Source organism: Planctomycetota bacterium (assembly GCA_039819165.1).
Taxonomy (GTDB): Bacteria; Planctomycetota; Phycisphaerae; order Phycisphaerales; family UBA1924; genus JAHCJI01.
In genome coordinates, this window is sequence record JBCBSM010000001.1 from 2,513,659 (window position 1) to 2,531,127 (window position 17,469).

Here is a 17,469-nt window from a genome sequence, read left to right on the forward strand (position 1 = left end):
TGGAGGTGCGGAGCATGCAAGCAACGTGGATGATCCGGCTGCTGGCCTGCGCGGCGCTCGCCGCGGCAACCTGGACGCTCGCTGCGTGCGAGCAGAATCAGGCCGCGGCCGACGCGGAGGCGGCGGGCGAGGACGTCGTGCTGGCGACCTTCTACCCCACCGAGTACTTCGCCACGCGGATCGCCGGCGGGCTGGTCGAGGTCGGCTGCCCGCTGCCCGCGGACGCCGACCCGATCTTCTGGCGGCCCTCGGGTGACGCCATCGCCCGATACCAGCGCGCGGGCCTGGTGGTCACCAACGGGGCCGAATTCGAGAAGTGGGTGGCGGGTGCGCCGCTGCCGCGGTCCCGCGTCGTGGAGTCGATCTCGGTGGCCGCGCTGGAGCAAGCGGGCGGGCCGATCACCATGGAGACGATCACGCACAGCCACGGACCGGAGGGCGAGCACAGCCACGAGGGCATCGACGGGCACACCTGGGTCGATCCGACGCTCGCGATCGCGCAGGTGCGGGCCATCGAGGCCGCGATGGCGGCGCGGTGGCCCGAGCACGCCGCCGACTTCGCCGCCAACGGCGAGGCGCTGGTCGAGAACCTGCGCGCGCTCGATGCCGCCCTCACCGAGGCCACGTCGCTGCTGGAGGGCGCCACGCTGCTGGCCAGCCATCCCGCGTACAACTACCTCGCCCGCACCAAGGGATGGGACATCCACAATTTGGACCTGGACCCCGAGAGCGCCGACGTCGACGCGGTGGTTGAGGCCGTGCACGAGGCGCTGCACGAGCACGAGCATGACCACGGGCACAAGCACGGCCACGAGCATGACCACGGGCACGAGCACGCGGACGACGAGGCCGCGGGCCACGACCACTCGGGCGACTCCGCCGACGCGGACCATGACCACGATGCGCAAGACGGCCCGATCATCCTGCTGTGGGAGGGCCAGCCCACCGCCGAGATCGTGACGGCCCTCGCCGATCGGCTCGGCGTCCGCAGCGTGCTGTTCACCCCGGCCGAGAGCCGCGGTGCGCTGGCCGAGGGGCAGGACTACCTCGACGCGATGCGGGGCAACGTCGAGCGGCTGCGGGAGGCGGCGTCGGCCCTCTAACGCTCGCACCTGGTCGAAACCCACCCGGCGGAAATCTGCAGGACGAGCACCGGCGGGACCGTTGTACCGCTGTATCGGCTGCAAGGCCGTGCACTCGTCCTCGCCGTGCACTCGATGACGCGACCCGGGAGCTGCGGTGCGCATGTCGGTGGTCATCCCGAGCCGGGGCGGGGCCGATGGCCTGCTGCCCCGCTGCGCGCGAGCGGTGCTGGACCAGGCCGACGGCGGCGTGGAGATCCTGCTCTCGATCGACGCGGCCGCGTGCCCGCCGTCGATCCGCGAGCTCGGTCGCGACCGCCGCGTCACCATCCTGACGGGGCCTACCGGCGGTCCGGGGGTCGCGCGGAACCGCGCGCTGCGGATCGCCCGCGGCCGGCTGGTGCTGTTCCTGAACGACGACGTGGTGCCGTGCGATGGGCTGCTGCAGGCCCACGAGGCATCGCACGATTCCGAAGAGCACGGCGGCCCGCGGCTGGTGCTGGGCGATGCGCCCTTCGCGATTCCGCCGGACGACCGAGGCCTGGACCGCGTGGTCCGCGAGACGCCGCTGCTGTTCTTCTACAGCGAGATGGACGCCCGCGATCCGCAGCGCGACTGGGGCTTCCGCCACGCATGGACGCTCAACCTGTCGCTGCCGCGTGCGATCTGTCAGCGTTTCGACGAACGCCTCCGCCATCCGATGTTCGACGACCTCGAGTGGGCCCACCGCGTCCAGAGGGCCACGGCCGCGCCCGTGGTGTACCGCCCGGGGGGCCGCGGCATGCACGAGCACCGCTACACGCCCGCGGCCATCGCCCGCCGCGAGGCCCTGCTCGGCCATCAGGCGGCGTGCCTCGCGCGAGCCAACCCCGCGTGCGCCCGCGCGGTGTTCGGCGACCGCTTCGATCTCACGGATCGCGCCGCGGACGACGCCCGCGCGACGCTTGCCGATCGCGCTGCAGCCGAGCGCGCGTACGCAGAGTTTGTGGCGCAGGCCGAGCGGTCGGCGGCGTCGATCGATCCGAGGCGGGTGTACGAATCGGCCTGGCCGTGGCGGCGGGCGGCGCGGGCGGCGGGCTATCTCTCGGCCATCGCCCGCGAGGACGTGCACGCCGCCTGCGCGAGCGCGATGCGGGCGATCGGCGTCGCGGTGGCGGCGTGACCGCCGGGCCCATCGTGCTCTTCGGCAGCCGCCGCCCGCTCGACCAGTTCGCGGGCGTGCCACAAGCGCTGCGGTCGCGGGGCATCGAGGTCCTGTCCGAGCGGCTCTGGGGGAGCGAGGCCGACCGCGGCCTGCACGCGCACCCGGGAGTGCTCGGCCGCGCCGGCCTGCTGGCGTTCGCCGACCTCTCCCACCGCATGGATGCCCGGCCGACGTGGCTCGCGCAGCATCGGGGCACGCCCACGGTGCTGCTGGCGGACGGCGTGGTCGACTTCGCGACGACCTATCTCAACCCCTGGATGGGCCGGCGATTCATGCGACCCGCGCCGCAGGATGTGGTCCTCGCACTAGGCCCTCTGCAGGTCCGGCTGCTCGAGGCCATGGGCAACCGCGTCGTGCGCACCGGGCTCCCGCGGCTCGACGGCCTGCGGGAGCGCGTCGAGGCGGCGCGGCCGCACACCCTGAATCGCTGGCTGCTGGTCGCGACCGCGAACACTCCGGCGCTCGATGCAGCCGCACGCTCGCGCATCCTCTCGGCGCTCGCGCAACTCCGGGAGGAAGCGGCTCGCCGCGAGATCGCCGTGCGATGGCGGCTCACGGGCGACCTGGGCGAGCGCCTGGGCGTGCGGGTCGATCGGGCGCCGCTCGCCGATGCGCTCGCCGGCGCGTGGGGCGTCGCTAGCACCGCCAGCACGCTCGTCGTCGAGGCCATGCTCGCGGGCGTCCCGACTGGGGTCGTGCATCCCCATCCCTGGCCGCTCTGGGTGCCCGCGGCGTTGCAGTGGACGCCGCGTGGCGATGCCGCCGCGGAGGACGATCGAATTGCGCAGGCCATTGGTCGCGCGACGGCCGCGGTGTCTGCCGCCGAATCCGGGATCGCTTCGGCGCTGGGCAATCACGATCCGTGTGTTGGTGGTGCCGATCAGATGCTTGATCGCTTGGCCTCATTCGGGCCCGCGGAGTTCGCGGCCCAGGATCGACTGTTCGGTCTATTGCACACGCGCGATGCCGCGAAACGTGTGGCTGATGCCCTCGTGGATGAACACGATTGCGCGCAGCCTTACGGGCGTCGAGCGGCGACGGAGCCCGAGCGGCTCGGCCGGACGCGCATCGAAGTCGGTCCAAAGCGCACGCGGCGTCTGGTCGTGCTGCTGCGTTGCGGCGGCGCGGAGCCCACGCCCGAGGTGCGTCGTGCGATGCGGCTCGCGGCAATGGCCAACGACGGCGGGACCGCCGAGGTGCACGTTCTGCTGGTGCCCGATCGGCCGGGCAACTTCGAGGTGGTCCATGTACCCGCGGTCGAGGACGAATCGTGTGTGCACCTGCACGTGCCCGAGCCGACGCTCGGCACGCACGAGCGGATCGAGGAGCTTCTCGTGGCCGTGTCGCGGCTGCGGCCCGATGTGCTTGCCGTCAACGACAAGCGCGACGGGTGCGTCGCGGCAATCCTCGCGCTCCGGGGCGTGCCGGCGATGGCATTCGCAGAGCTCGATGGAGTGGACGACGAGCAAGGCGTGGTGCGTGCGTTGGACGCTGCCCCTCGCGTGCGGCACGACTTGTACCCCGATTCGTGCGTGCGGATGCCCGATGACCCGCGGTGGCCGCCGCGCATGCCCGGCGACCATGCCGCCGCGGACGCGTGGATCGCCGGCAGGCTCCGCGAGGCCGGCTATGAGCGGGTGGCGCTGGAAGGGCCCGAACCTGGTTGCGACGCCGTGCTCGTTCCCGCGTTGGCGCGGCGTCCCGATCCGGAGGACGTCGAGCGTTGGCGGGCGAGCGGGCTGGCCGTGGGCGTCTCGCCCAACCTGTGCGTGGAGGCCGGGGTGCGACGGGCCGAGTGCGCGATCGATCGGCTGGTGGCCATGGGCTGCGGCCGCATCGCGGTCGCCGGCACGGATCGCTCGTCCGTCTTCACGGGCGCGGTGCTCCGCGGGGAGCCCATCGTGGGCTGGATCGACGCGGCGGCCGACGATCACGCCACGCACATGGGCCTGCCCGCCGCGCCGCCCGATCGGGCGATGGATCGGCTGCGGCCCGACGGCGCGATCGCGCTCGATGCGGGGGTCGTGCGTGCGCTGCCGCGCGAGATCGCGGTTCTGCCGACCATCGACGCCTCGGAGGCCGACGATCAACCGATCGCCGCTACCCGCTAGCGGCGGCGTCTTGGCGCAGCATGCCGACGACGGCCTCGGCGAAGCCATCCATGCCCAGTCGCTCCCGGCACCGGGCGGCGATCCGCGCGGACAGGCCGCGGCGGTGGTCCTCGTCGGAGGCGCGTTCGACGATCCGCTCGAGCCCGGCCTCGTCGGCGAATGTCGAGTCGGCGAGGTCGACGAAGATCCAGCCGGGGGCTCGGTCGGGTGGGGGCGGCGGGCCCTTGGGCGCGTCGAGGATGTCGCGCTCCTGCTTGGCGGACACCGCGAGCACGCCGGCTTCGCCTAGCTCCAGGCCCAGCCTCCGCCATTGCTCGGCGGCGTCCGCCAGTTCGGGGTGGTCCGCGATGGCGTAGGCGCGCTCCCGCGTGCCCGCCATGCACGCGTCGAAGGGTTGCGTGCCGACGAGCACGTTGAGCGCATGGCTGCGGATGCGGTCGACGTCCTCGAAGGTCCGCCGGCCGACCGGCAGCCCTCCCGCGAAGGCGATCTCGGCCACGCGCTGGTGGACCAGCCCGCACACCGAGGCGTGCAGCGACACGCGGGCCAACTGGTACGCGGCTCGCAGGTCCTCGCCGTGCAGCAGCTCGGGCCGGGCGTGCTCGGCCAGGTCGGCGTGCACCGCCCAGCCGGGATCGCCGTAGAGGTGGAATCGCCAGCCGCGACGCTCCGCGATGCGGGCGGCCCAGCGGGCGGTTTCCTGGCGGAACATCAGGTCTGCCAGCGGCTGGGTGAAGCCGTGCATGAGCACGGAGAACGCCGACGGCGCGGGCTCCCCGCCGAAGGCTCTCGCCAGCGCGGACTGCGTCAGCGTGCGCAGCTCGGGCAGCAGGCGCGCCCCGGGCGCGGCGGCGCGGGCGATCGTCGCGGGCAGCAGCTCGGCCACGCGTTCGGCCGCGCGGCCCGCGGGGGTCTTGGGGTCCAGCGTGCGGATGTTGCGTTCGGCGAAGCGCTCGGGCGGCTCGCTGTGCCGCGTCGCCATGGCGATCTCGCACCGCAGCTCATCGCGGCCGCGCACCGGCGCCGCGTGGAACTTGCCGGCCGACGCGGGGTTGTGCCAGCGCAGCGTGCGGCGGGGGTGGAAGCCCATGCGGCCCAGCATGTCGGGGTAGATGCTGCCCGCCGCGAAATCGTTGGGCCGCGCGAGCAGGCTGGGCTGGCCGTTGAAGAAGTGGGGCATGGCGTCCTGCACCCAGGTCACCAGCGGCACGTGCGGCGGCAGCACGGGGCCCAGCTGCGGCCGCATGTAGTTGATGAGCACCACGGCGTCGGGCCGCAGCGCCAGCACCTCGTGCGCGTAGCTCAGCTGCGTGAACCGCGTGTGGCTGTCGCGTTCGAGCATCACGCGAACGGTGTGGCCCTGGGATTCGAGCGAGCGGGCCAGGTCGGCGGCCGAGTGCTTCATGTAGGTGCTGTACCGCGTCGTGCAGATGAGCACCCGCAGCGGCTGCCCGCTCCGCAGGTTGGCGCGGGGGTCGTGCGTGGCCTGCAACTCCCGCAGCCGCACCATCTGGTGCTGGAGCGTCCGCTGCTGGTCGCGGGCGGCCTGGAGCACGATCTCGGCGTAGGCCCGCCAGCCCTCGGCCGCCGGGGCGCCGGGCGTGGCGTGCACGGCCTTGGGTAGCTGGTCGTGCGGGTGCTCGCGGAGGTAATCGGCCAGCTCGCTCCGGGCATCGGGGCCGACGAACCACTCGATGTTGCTGGCGTCGAGCAGCTGGGTCGCGGCGTTGGGGCCCCGCCGGGCGGCCAGCTCGCCCAGCCCCGCCAGCAGCGCCTCGGGCGAGGGCTCGCACACCAGCACCCGCGGTCGGTAGCCGTCGGTGCGCTGCTCGATCTCGGCGTACGCCTTCCAGAGCAGGTCGGGCGGATCGACGCCCACGATCGCCAGCGGCGGCGGCAGCGACTCCTGGTCGGGCGTGGGCAGCAGCCGCTCCGGCAGCTGGGGCGCCGCGATCGAGCCGGTCTTGTCGAGGTACGCGTGCAGGCGATCGGGCAGGTCAGCATCGAGCGACACGCGGCCGGCGAGCTTGTCGGCCATGATCGGCCAGACGATCCCCGCGTGGGCCGCGGCGGGGGCGCGTGCCGAGGCCGGCGTGTGGACGGCGGGGAGGGCGGACATAGGGGCGACATCGGTGCCGCATTCCACCGTGCTGCAGAAGATGGCCGATGAGGCTCCCCGTGAGCACCGCCGCCCCCGCCGACATCGCGCCGCCCTGGCACCCCGCTGCGCCCAGGCTGCCGCTGGTGCCCCAGCTCCGCGAGCGGCTGCTCGACCGCACCGCGGCGTGGCTCGCGGCGCGGGGAATCCGCCGCATCGCGCTCTATCCCGGCGGCCGCCACACCCGGGGCGTCATCCGCCAGCCCTGGCTCGTGCACGGCATCGAGGTCGCGGCCGTGCTCGACGATCGGCCCCGGAGCGCGTCGATGGCCGGCGTACCGGTCCTGGAACCCCATGCGGCGCTTGCCGACGCCGCGCCGGCGTTCGACGCCGTCGTGCTCAGCACGATCGAGCACGAGCAGGAACTGGGCGCGAGGGCCCGCGAGCTGTTCGCGGATTCGGGCGTCGAGGTCGTGGGCCTGTACGCACCCGATGACTCGATCTGGGGGGCGGGCGAGACCGCCGAGCGGCTCGTTCAGCAGGGGATGGCCCGGAGTGACGCCGCCTGGCTCGTCGAGAACCGGGCCGAGCGGCACGATGCGCTCGCCGGGGTCATTCCGCCGGCGCGGACCGAACTGCACGCTCGTCGGTACGAGCTTGCGGCCCAGCTCTTGCGTGATCGCGGCGGCGGGCGGGCGGCCGACCTTGCGTGCGGCACCGGCTACGGCAGCGCCCTGCTCGCCCGCATCGGCGGCGCGGAGGAGGTCGTCGGCGTGGACCTCGACGCACACGCCGTGGACTACGCCACCCGGCGGCACGACGCGGGCGGCCGGGCCGTGTTCCGCTGCGGCGACGCGACCGAGACGGGCCTCGAGACCGGCGGCATCGATCTGGTGGCCAGCTTCGAGACCGTCGAGCACGTCGCCGACGCGCAGGGCCTGCTTGCCGAGTTCCACCGCGTGCTGGCCCCGGATGGTGTCCTGGCCATCAGCACGCCCAACCGGCTCGGCCCGACACCCTACCACGTGCACGACTTCGGCTTCGCGGAGTTCCGCCGCCTGCTCGAGTCGAGATTCGTGGTCGACCGGTGGGTCGGCCAGCTGCCAACCGACGAGGTGTTCGCGGCCGATTTGCCGCCCGGCATGTGGCCGCTGGAGCCCGCGCGTGCGGAGCGGGACGACTGGTCGGGCGGCGGCGGCAAGCCGGAGTTCCTGCTGGCCGTCTGCCGCAAGGCGGGCGCCGCGCGGGTGCCCGCAACGCCGCTGCGGGTCGACGCGGGCGTCGACTGGCCGACGCTGTGGGCCGCCGTCACGCAGCTGGGCCACGCCGCCGTCCGGCTGGAGGGCCCCGAGGACGCGCTCGATGCCGGCGTGCGTCAAGGGGAAGCCGCGGGCTACCGCACCATCGAGTCCCGGAGCGGCGTCCGCGTGCTGCACTCCGGCGGCGCATGAGCCCATCGGACGGGCCATTTCTGCAGCACGCCGCCGCCCGAAGCCGAAGCTCCTGCAGCGCTAGGAGCGGGCAGCGAGCCGCGGCGGGGTCGCCGTGCGCGAGGCCATCGGAGGGCCGCACGCCGTGAACGTCGCATTCATCGGGCTCGGCAAGCTGGGCTTCCCGTGTGCCGTCGGGCTGGCGATGCGCGGCCGGACGGTGTGGGGCTACGACACCGATGCCGCCCTCGTCGATGGTTACCGCCGCGGCGAGGTGACGCCCTTCGAGCCGGGCCTCGCGGACCAGTACGCCTCCTGCCGCGAGCGCATGCACTACGCCGGCAGCCTCCGCGAGGCGATCGCAAAGAGCGAGGCGATCCTCGTCGCCGTGCCCACGCCGCACGCGCCGATGCACGATGGCTCGCGGCCCTACGACGGCGTGCCGCGGGACTTCGACAACGAGCCCATCCGCCGGTGCGTCGCGGATGTTGCCCGCTGCCTGGCCGACCTAGACGACGGCGTCTTCCGCACGGTGTTCATCGTGTCGACGGTCACGCCCGGCACGACCATCGAGACGCTGCTGCCCGCCATGGCCGAGCACGCGGGCGATCCCGCCGCGCCGGGCGCGAACTGGGGATTGGTCTACAACCCGTTCTTCATCGGCCAGTCCACGGTGGTGCGGAACTTCCTCGATCCCGAGTTCGTGCTCGCGGGGCATGCGCCGGATCATCGGGCCCGCGCGCGCACCGAGCGAGCAACCGAGGCGCTGTACGGATCGCTGCACGACAAGCCCATCCGCAACATGGGCTGGACCGAGGCCGAGTGCGTCAAGCTCTGCTACAACACCTATCTTGGCCTGAAGGTGCTCTTCGCCAACGGCGTGATGGAGCTGTGCCACAAGCTCGACGACTGCGACTGCGACGTCGTCAATGGCGCACTCAAGCTCGCGACCGATCGCCTGATCAGCACGAAGTACATGGACGGCGGCATGGCCGACGGCGGCCCGTGCCACGGTCGCGACCAGATGGCGATGTCCTTCGCCGCCCGCCGCGCCGGCATCGGATTCGACGTCTTCGACATCATCAATCGGGGCCGCGACGAGCAGACGGCATGGCTCGCGGACCTGATCGAGGAGCACCGCCGGGGGCGCGACGTGGTGCTGCTGGGCATGGCCTTCAAGCCCGGCACCAACCAGACGCAGGGCAGCCCGGCCATCCTGCTGGCACGGACGCTCGAGGCCCGCGGCGTGACGCCCGTGCTGCACGATCCGGTGCTCGCGGCCGATGCGGTGCTGCCCGCGACGCCCGCGCTGTACTTCATCTCGACCAACTGGCCCACCTACGCGGGCCACACCTTCCAGCGGGGCGACACCGTCATCGATCCGTGGCGGATGCTGTCGGCGAACGACCTGCCCGAGGGCGTGGAGTACGTGCCCATCGGCATCGGCCCGCGATCGAGTGCGCACGCGGCCGCCGCCATCGAGCCGAAGACCCAGTCGGCGATGGCCAGGGGGTAGCCCATGAGCGTCCGCGTCGTTGGCGTCTACCGGCTGCTCTACGGCAGCGATTTCATCGCCGAGTCGCTCGCATCGGTGTACGACGCGTGCGACGCCATCCTGTGCTTCGTGGGCCGGCGTCCCTTCGGCGGGCGCAACTCCGTGCGGTACTTCGGCCGCGAGGTCTTCTTCCCGCACGACATCGACGGCGTGGGCGATGCCATTCGTGCCTGGGCCAGCGAGCACGATGCGGCCAGCAAGATCCGGATCATCGAGAACCCCCACGACGCGCTGCTGAAGAACCAGCTCGGCACGCTCGTCGACCGCTACGTGCTTCCCGGGTACGACTGCACGCACGTGCTCCAGGTCGAATGCGACGAGGTCTGGCACGCCGACGCCATGGCGGCGCTGCTGCACGCCATGGAGGGCGACGCCGACGAGATCCTCTCCATCAACGACCTGTTCTGGCGCTCGCCGAGGTACGTGAGCCGGCGGCAGAACCCCTACGCGGTCGCCCGGCGGATCACCGATCGCACGACCATCGGCGAGACCGGCAACGCGCTCATGAGCGTGCGGGACGACCTCCGCCGTGTGCAGCCCGAGCGCGTCCGCGTGCACAACTTCGGCTACGCGAGCAGCGCCCGGACCATGTTCTGGAAGCACCTGGCCGGGCTGAGCTTCAGCCGGGATCTCGGCCTGGACTCGACGCCGCGGGAGGAGTGGTTCGAGGACGTGTGGCGGCCGTGGAACTGGCACGCGAACCGACGCACCGACCTATGCCCGTCGATCGGCTACCCGGACGCGTTCGCGCCCGCCGAGCCGTACCCGCTGGACGACCTGCCGGCGAGCATCCGGTGGCGGTTGCAGCACGATCCGCTGGCCGAGTGGCTCGAGGCCGAGCGGCGCGAGCCGGTCGCGGAGGGCGCCGCATGAGCGACGTCACCCTTTCCGTGAACGGCTCGCCGCTGTTCTCGAGCAGCGCGGTGGTCACGGTCGACCCGATCGAGGCCGCGATCGCCGAGCGGTACCTGCGGCCCAGCGAGCAGGAGCACAGGTTCACGTCGACGGGCGTCAAGTTCTGGAAGCACCGGGCCGCGATGGAGGGCTACCGCGACGGCACGGGCCACAGCGTGATCTCGACGCACATCGCGCCGGAGGGTCGATGCAATCTCTCGTGCGACTACTGCTCGGTGACGCACCGCACGTTCCACAGCACCATCCCGCTCGAGACGATCCAGGACTACGTCACCAAGCTCAAGAGCCGGGGCCTCAAGGCGGTCATCCTCACGGGCGGCGGCGAGCCCACGGTGTATAAGCATTTCAACGAGCTGGGCGAGTGGCTGCTCGACGAGGGGCTCGACCTGGCGCTCATCACCAACGGCACGCAATTCAAGCGGGTCTCCGATCGCATCCTCGACGGCCTGAGCTGGCTGCGGATCTCCATGAACCGCTTCGAGCACTGGGAGCGGCGGATCACCGTGCCCATGGATCGCGTGGGCGCGGGCACGGTCGTGGGCATGTCGCTCTGCCACTCGGGCGACAACAGCGACGACGAGTTCCTCGAGAAGGTCGGCCGCATCGCCGACGAGAACGGCGTTTCGTACGTGCGTGTGCTGCCGGACTGCATGCTGCCGCAGGCCGAGCTGGTGCGGGAGCATCGCCGGCTCCAGTCGCTGTTCGATGCCATGCCCGCGGGCGGCAAGTTCTTCCACCAGGTCAAGATCCACTCGGCCCCAACGCAGTGCACCTGCCACCAGTCGTTCTTCCGGCCCTACCTGTCCGAGGAGGTTGACCCCGAGAGCGGCGAGCCGGGATTGGTTTTCCCGTGCGATTCGGTCGTCCTCAACGACCAGGCCATGAAGTTCAAGTCGATCTTCGCGGTCTGCCGGCCGCACGAGATCCTGGACTACCTCGACGGCAGGATCGAGCAGAAGTTCGACGCCACGGTGCACTGCACGGGCTGCGTCTTCGCCCGCACCGTCAACATGCTGGACGACTACGTCCGCAAGGGCGAGGAGCACTTCGACGAGTTCGAGCACGCGGAGATGCGGCATGAGAACTTTGTCTGAACTCGCGACGCGGCCGGCGTCGCAGATCGAGGCCCGGCCCGTCGTCGCCTACGACGAGACCTACTACGAGCGAGGCGTCGAGGCGGGCGTCTCGGGCTACAGCAACTACCGCTGGCTGCCCGAATTGACCATCCCCATGGCGATGACCATCATCGACACGCTGGGCATCCGCCGCGGCCAGAGCGTGCTCGACTTCGGTTGCGCCAAGGGCTTCGTCGTCAAGGCGATGTGCATGCTCGGGCGGGACGCCGAGGGCGTGGACATCTCGCCCTACGCCATCGAGCACGCCGACGCGGCCGTCGTGGACCGCGTGCACCTGATCGACGAGCTGCGGCGCTGGCCGGGCCGTCCGCGGTTCGACTTCGGGTTGGCCAAGGACGTGCTCGAGCACGTACCGCACGGGGCCATCGACGGCGTCGTCGAGTCCCTGTCGGCCCGCTGCGGCACGCTCCTGGTGGTCGTGCCCATCGGCGACGGCCAGCGGTACACCATCGAGGCCTACGAGCGCGACGCCACGCACGTCATCCGCCAGCCCGCCGCGTGGTGGGCCGACGCGCTGTCGCGGCACTTCGCCTCGGTGTCCTGGAGGTGGCACGTGCCGGGCATCAAGGACAACTGGCAGCGTGTGCATCCCCGTGGCAACGCCGTGCTCGTCGCTCGCGGTGGCCGATCAGTAGACCCAGCCGGACACGCCGAGGCCCCGTCGGCATGCTGATCTGGGCGTGCTGCGAGCACCGGGCCGCCCGGCACGCGGACTATCGCGGCCACGCGCTGCTCGTCGATTGGGACGCCAAGCGCGTCGTCCGCCGCGTCGATGCCCCCGAGCTGTTCGATGCCGACGCCGATCCGGATAGCGCCACGCGGTACAACCGCGGCGTCCGCGGCGTGCTGGAACTCGCGGGCGAGCCGTGCATGCTCACCCAGGGCGGGCTGCTCTCGCTCGATGCGCAGGCGCTCGCGCCCGGCCGCGGCCGCCGGCTGCCGCAGCGATCCGGCGGGCACTATGCGATCCATGGTCCGGACGGCCTGCTGTGGTACAACGCCTGCGTGCCCGATGCCATCCTCGCGGTCGATCCCGCGACGCTCGAGGTCCGCCGCCGGATCGACCTGGCCGACTGCGACGAGATCGTCGACCGGCTCGGCCTGAACCCCCACCGTTACGAGCCCGATGCCGAGCTGCACGCGATCATGCAGACCGCGTTGCAGGCCGAGGTCGATGCGGGCCGGGCCGACCAGCTGCACGTCAATACGCTGCAGTGGCGGGGCGACACGCTGTACGCCTTCGCGTGCCGCAAGCAAGCGCTGCTGGAGGTGTGGCCCCGCCAGCGGGTCGTGTTCCGCGACGAGCGGCTGCAGATGCCCCACGACGGCTGCTTCCTGCCCGACGGGCGGCTGATCGTCAGCGATTCGAGCCGGTCGGCCGTCCGCGTGTACGCCGAGGGCGCGACCGACCGCGGCGGCATGCTCGCCTCGATCGCGATCCCCCGTCCGCCCCACGCCGCCCCGCCGAGGCACGCCAAGCCCGGCTTCGTCCGCGGCATGCTGCACCTCGGCGGCGGCCGGGTCCTCGTCGGCACGAGCCCGTTTGCGCTCTACGAGATCGATGTTGATGCGGCATCGGTCGTCGGCGGCATGGTGTTCGGTGACGACCCGAGCCAGACCTGCCATGGCATCTCCGTTGCGGGGTCGATCGTGCGGGCGGCCCTGTGTCCGACGCACGAGCCACCGGTCCGGCTGAACCTCGGCGGCGGCTTCCGATGGCGGCAGCCTGGATGGATCTGCCTCGACGCCACGCTGGGTTACGACCTGGCCGAGCGGTTGCTCGCCGACTACGGCGACGCGTCGGTCGAGGCCATCTTTTGCTCGCACACCCTCGAGCACCTACCCGTCGATCGCGCCGCCGCCCTCGTGCGGGACTGCCGCCGCGTGCTGAAGCCCGGCGGCGTGCTGCGGCTGGTGCTGCCCGACTGCGAGCGGCTCGTGCGGGCCCACAACGACGGCGATGACGCCCTGCTCGCGGACCCGACGTTCGCCCGGCACTTTCCGAGCGTCGAGCGGGCGGTCGTTGCCCTGGGCGGCAACCCGTGCGATCCGCCGTCGCAGGTCGAGGCCAAGCCCCACGACCGCCACTGGTTCTTCTGGGACCGCTACTCGCTCCAGTGGCTGCTGATGTGGGCGGGCTTCGAGCGCGTCCAGCCGGCGTGCTTCGGCCGCTCGCGGCACGCGGGCATGGCCAAAGCCGCAACCATGGACAAGGCGTCGGGCTTCCCGGTCTCGGGCTTTGACAACCCCCTGACCGAGGCGATCTCGGTGTACATCGAGGGCGTCGCCGCCTCGGCGGCGGGCCCCGTCTGAACCACTACCCTTGGCCGCCGCACGATTGACGGGCCGTGCGCCCGTGCTTATCGTCATCGTCCACGAGGCTCCGGCCGTATCATTCGTCCTTTGTTTGGATTGCACGTCGGCCTGAACGCGTCGCAGTCCGGCAGACCGAGGATTTTCGATGCTTCCCGCGCAACGCCAATCGCACGGCCGAACCCGCCGCCGCCGCTCGCACGACTCGCTCAAGGGCGTGTCGGTCACGCTGTGCCCCGTGACGAGCATGCCCAAGGGCCACCACCGCGTGTGCCGCCAGTCGGGCTACTACCGCCCGGGGCTGACCATCGTCGTTCCCAAGCTCGGGATCGGCGTCGAGCGTGCGTGATCGCCCCGCCGGCGGCGTTCGGGTGCTGACCAAGCCGTCGTCCGCCGGCCGCCGAACACGCGGCCTCGTGTTCCGGGGCCGCCGGGAGTCCGCCTGATGCGACTGGCCGTGGACGTCATGGGCGGCGATCACGCCCCCGACGCCATCCTCGCGGGCTGCTTCCAGGCCCTCGATGCCCTGAACGAGGGCGACCGCCTCGTGCTCGTGGGCGACGAGCCGACCATCCTCGACGTCGCTCGGGAGCAGGGCGTGGACTCGGGTCGCTTCGACGTGATCGCCACTACCCAGGTCGTCGAGATGGGCGAGAGCCCCGCCCGCGCCGTACGCGTCAAGACCGATTCGTCCATCGTGCGGTCTGCCGCGCTGGCGTCGCACAAGTCCAGCGACCCCGTCGACGCGGTGCTCAGCGCGGGCAACACCGGCGCCTGCGTGTCGGCGGCCATCATGCACCTCAAGCGGCTGCCCCGCGTGCATCGCCCGGGCATCGCCGTGACCATCCCGGGCTTCCAGGGGCCCATCGTACTGTGCGATGCGGGCGCCAACCCGCTGCCCAAGCCGACGCACCTGTGGCAGTACGCGGTGATGGCCGAGGCGTATGCCCGCCAGGCGCTGCACATCGAATCGCCCCGGGTGGCCGTGCTCAACATTGGGGCCGAGGAGGGCAAGGGCACCAACCTCATCCAGCGTTCGCGGGACCTCATCGCCGCCTCGCCCGGCATCAACTTCATCGGGTACATCGAGGGTCGCGACTTCTTCGACGGCGCCGCCGACGTGGTCGTCACCGACGGGTTCGTGGGCAACACCGTGCTCAAGATGGCCGAGGGCCTGGCGCGGAGCCTCTTCGGCGCAGTCGCCCACGCCATCTTCGACATGGATGCCGAACTGGCGCTCAAGATCGAGCCGGCGATCAAGTCGCTCTATCGCAAGAGCGACTACGAGGAACTCGGCGGGGCGCCGCTGCTGGGCGTCAACGGCACCTACATCATCGCGCACGGCTCGAGCAAGGCCAAGACGATCGCCGCCTCGATCCGCAACGGCTTCGCGTCGCTCCGCGCAGGCCTCAACGACGCCATCGCCGCCCGCCTCGAGGAGGTCGAGGGCGCCGTCGACGCCGATCTCGTGCGGGAGTCGGCATGACCAGCCGAGGCTTTCCGGGCGCGGCCATCGTCGGGTCGGGCATGGCGCTGCCCCAGACGCTGCTGACCAACGCCGATCTCGAGCGGATGATGGACACCAGCGACGAGTGGATCCGCCAGCGGACGGGCGTCGTCCAGCGGCGGGTGGCCAAGCGTGAACTCGGCGAGAGCACCGCCATGCTGGGCAGCCGCGCGCTCGAGGCCGCGCTGCACGACGCGGGCCTGGGCCCGACCGACCTGGACCAGATCGTCGTCGCCACGATGACGCCCGACATGCCCACGCCGTCGGCCGCATGCCAGATCGCCGCCGCCGTCGGCGCCGGGACCGTGGGCGGGTTCGATCTGTCGGCCGCCTGCTCGGGCTTCGTGTTCGCCCTCAACACCGCCGACGCCCTCGTTCGCGCGGGCACGGCCCGCACCGTCGGGCTGGTGGGCGTGGACATCATCACCCGCCACGTCGACTACTCCAACCGCGCCCGCGGCACCTCCATCCTCTTCGGCGACGGCGCGGGCGCCATGATCATCCAGGGCTGCGACGACGATGCGCTCGGCGTGCAGGCGCAGGCCATGCACACCGACGGCGCGCGCTGGCCCGACCTGTTCGTCCCGATGGCCGACGCCGACTTCCCGCCCGACTTCGACCACGAGCGCGACGGCTTCGATCTGGGCAGCCTGCACATGAACGGCCGCGCGGTCTTCAAGTTCGCCGTCACGACCTTCGGCGACGTGATCCAGGAGACGCTCGACAAGGCGGGCCTCGCCGCCGACCAGATCGACCACTACGTGTGCCACCAGTCCAACCGCCGCATCCTCGATGCCGCCCGCGAGCGTTTCGGCCTGCCCGAGAGCAAGCTGCACGTCAACATCGATCGCTACGGCAACACCGTCGCGGCCAGCGTGGCGTTGTGCTTCGCCGAACTGAGGGCCGAGGGCCGCATCGAGCCCGGACAACTTGTGATGTTCCTGGGCTTCGGCGCCGGGCTCACGTGGGGCAGCAGCCTGTGGCGGGTCTAGAGCATCTTCGAGCGCTCCGTAGCGGCCGTCCGGCCGCACACTCGCTCTCGTGCGGCGTCGCCGGAGTGCATCCGGCGGGCCTAGACGGACGCACACGCTACATCTGCATCGAATCTGCTCTAGCCGCGAGCGGCGCGACGAGCAACGGGAAGGGCGACCGGCCATGAGCGACGCCATCGTGGTGCTGTGCCCGGGCCAGGGCGCCCAGGCGGTGGGCATGGGCCGGGCGTGGGCCGATGCCAGCGACGCCGCCCGGGCGATCTTCGAGCAGGCCGACGCCGTGCTGGGCGACGAGCTCGGCGCGCCGCTGTCGGCCCTGTGCTTCGATGGCCCGCCCGAGACGCTCAACCGCACCGACGTCAGCCAGCCGGCGATCTACGTCGCCTCGGTGGCGTCGTGGCACGGCTGGGGCGACCATCCGCCGCTCGCCGCCACCGCAGGCCTCAGCCTGGGCGAATACACCGCGCTGCACCTCGCGGGCGCCTTCAGCTTCGAGGATGGCCTGCGGCTGGTCACGCTGCGCGGCCGGGCGATGCAGGACGCCGCCGAGGCCGCTCCGGGCGGCATGCTCGCGCTCATCGGCGCCGATGAGGCCGCCGCCCAGAGGGTCTGCGATGAGGCCCGCCAGGGCGCCGTGCTGGTCTGCGCCAACTTCAACGCACCGGGCCAGGTCGTGCTCAGCGGTGACGCCGAGGCCATCTCCCGCGCCCAGGAGCGGGCGTCGGCCGACGGCCTGCGGACCGCGCCGCTGCCGGTGGCGGGGGCGTTCCACTCGCCGTTGATGGAGCCCGCGGCCGACCGCCTCGCCGAGGCCCTGGCCACCACGCCCGTGCGGGCCCCGGGCTGCCCGGTATCGTCCAACGTCACCGCGCGGCCGCACGAGGCCGACCCCGATTCCATCCGCCGCCGGCTGGCCGAGCAGCTCACCAACCCCGTTCGGTGGGCGGACGGCTGCGCGAACCTGCGGGCCGAGCCGTCCCTCGCCGATGCCGCCTGGCACGAGCTGGCGCCCGGCAAGAGCCTCGCGGGCATGATGCGGCGGATCGACCGGGCCGTCCGCATCGCGACGCACGACCAGCCGGAGGGATAGCCAGAGAGGCCCCGGCTGCGGCATTCGCCCCTAGGC

At 72.0% G+C, this 17,469-nt stretch carries 14 protein-coding genes; 13 read left to right on the forward strand and 1 reads right to left on the reverse strand.

All coding sequences use genetic code 11. From position 1 onward, the window contains the following. Positions 1–14 precede the first annotated feature (14 nt). The 3 genes from AAFX79_11010 (at position 15) to AAFX79_11020 (ending at position 4,397) form a co-directional block, all read left to right on the forward strand. Complete coding sequence (locus AAFX79_11010) at positions 15–1,103, forward strand: metal ABC transporter substrate-binding protein (GenBank protein MEO1009091.1); 1,089 nt, start codon at positions 15–17, stop codon at positions 1,101–1,103. A 142-nt stretch (positions 1,104–1,245) separates the two neighbouring features. After that, positions 1,246–2,244 (forward strand): glycosyltransferase family A protein, encoded by a 999-nt coding sequence (locus AAFX79_11015; GenBank protein ID MEO1009092.1) that lies wholly within the window; start codon positions 1,246–1,248, stop codon positions 2,242–2,244. Then, positions 2,241–4,397, forward strand: a complete 2,157-nt coding sequence (locus AAFX79_11020) for a hypothetical protein (protein ID MEO1009093.1) — start codon at positions 2,241–2,243, stop codon at positions 4,395–4,397. The genes AAFX79_11015 and AAFX79_11020 overlap by 4 nt, the downstream gene beginning before the upstream one ends. On the opposite strand, the gene AAFX79_11025 is transcribed toward AAFX79_11020, so the two are convergent. Further along, entirely contained in the window at positions 4,387–6,435 is a 2,049-nt protein-coding gene (locus AAFX79_11025) for a hypothetical protein (protein MEO1009094.1), read from the reverse strand. The two genes, AAFX79_11020 and AAFX79_11025, sit on opposite strands and share 11 nt — an antisense overlap. 140 nt (positions 6,436–6,575) lie before the next feature. Here AAFX79_11025 and AAFX79_11030 point away from each other — a divergent pair, with 140 nt between their 5' ends. The 10 genes from AAFX79_11030 to AAFX79_11075 all read left to right on the forward strand — a co-directional run bounded on the left by AAFX79_11030 (position 6,576) and on the right by AAFX79_11075 (position 17,433). Next, positions 6,576–7,946, forward strand: a complete 1,371-nt coding sequence (locus AAFX79_11030) for a class I SAM-dependent methyltransferase (GenBank protein ID MEO1009095.1) — start codon at positions 6,576–6,578, stop codon at positions 7,944–7,946. 124 nt (positions 7,947–8,070) lie between these two features. Further along, positions 8,071–9,441, forward strand: a complete 1,371-nt coding sequence (locus AAFX79_11035) for a UDP binding domain-containing protein (protein MEO1009096.1) — start codon at positions 8,071–8,073, stop codon at positions 9,439–9,441. Between the two features lie 3 nt (positions 9,442–9,444). After that, the gene (locus tag AAFX79_11040) at positions 9,445–10,353 is read left to right on the forward strand and encodes a hypothetical protein (protein MEO1009097.1); all 909 of its coding nucleotides are present in this window, start codon (positions 9,445–9,447) and stop codon (positions 10,351–10,353) included. Continuing rightward, entirely contained in the window at positions 10,350–11,489 is a 1,140-nt protein-coding gene (locus AAFX79_11045) for a radical SAM protein (protein ID MEO1009098.1), read from the forward strand. The genes AAFX79_11040 and AAFX79_11045 overlap by 4 nt, the downstream gene beginning before the upstream one ends. Continuing rightward, on the forward strand, positions 11,473–12,204 hold the full coding sequence (locus AAFX79_11050; GenBank protein MEO1009099.1) for a methyltransferase domain-containing protein: 732 nt from the start codon (positions 11,473–11,475) through the stop codon (positions 12,202–12,204). Before AAFX79_11045 ends, AAFX79_11050 begins: the two co-directional genes overlap by 17 nt. Then, positions 12,198–13,844 (forward strand): methyltransferase domain-containing protein, encoded by a 1,647-nt coding sequence (locus tag AAFX79_11055; GenBank protein MEO1009100.1) that lies wholly within the window; start codon positions 12,198–12,200, stop codon positions 13,842–13,844. Before AAFX79_11050 ends, AAFX79_11055 begins: the two co-directional genes overlap by 7 nt. Positions 13,845–13,992: 148 nt before the next feature. Next, a complete protein-coding gene (gene rpmF / locus AAFX79_11060) occupies positions 13,993–14,193 on the forward strand; it encodes a 50S ribosomal protein L32 (GenBank protein ID MEO1009101.1) in 201 nt (66 codons plus the stop codon). A 96-nt stretch (positions 14,194–14,289) separates the two neighbouring features. After that, positions 14,290–15,330 carry a phosphate acyltransferase PlsX gene (plsX, locus tag AAFX79_11065; protein ID MEO1009102.1) on the forward strand — a complete coding sequence of 347 codons (1,041 nt, stop codon included), beginning with the start codon at positions 14,290–14,292 and terminating at the stop codon, positions 15,328–15,330. Beyond that, positions 15,327–16,343 carry a beta-ketoacyl-ACP synthase III gene (locus tag AAFX79_11070; protein MEO1009103.1) on the forward strand — a complete coding sequence of 339 codons (1,017 nt, stop codon included), beginning with the start codon at positions 15,327–15,329 and terminating at the stop codon, positions 16,341–16,343. The genes plsX and AAFX79_11070 overlap by 4 nt, the downstream gene beginning before the upstream one ends. Positions 16,344–16,506: 163 nt before the next feature. Next, the gene (locus AAFX79_11075) at positions 16,507–17,433 is read left to right on the forward strand and encodes an ACP S-malonyltransferase (protein MEO1009104.1); all 927 of its coding nucleotides are present in this window, start codon (positions 16,507–16,509) and stop codon (positions 17,431–17,433) included. Positions 17,434–17,469 lie beyond the last annotated feature (36 nt).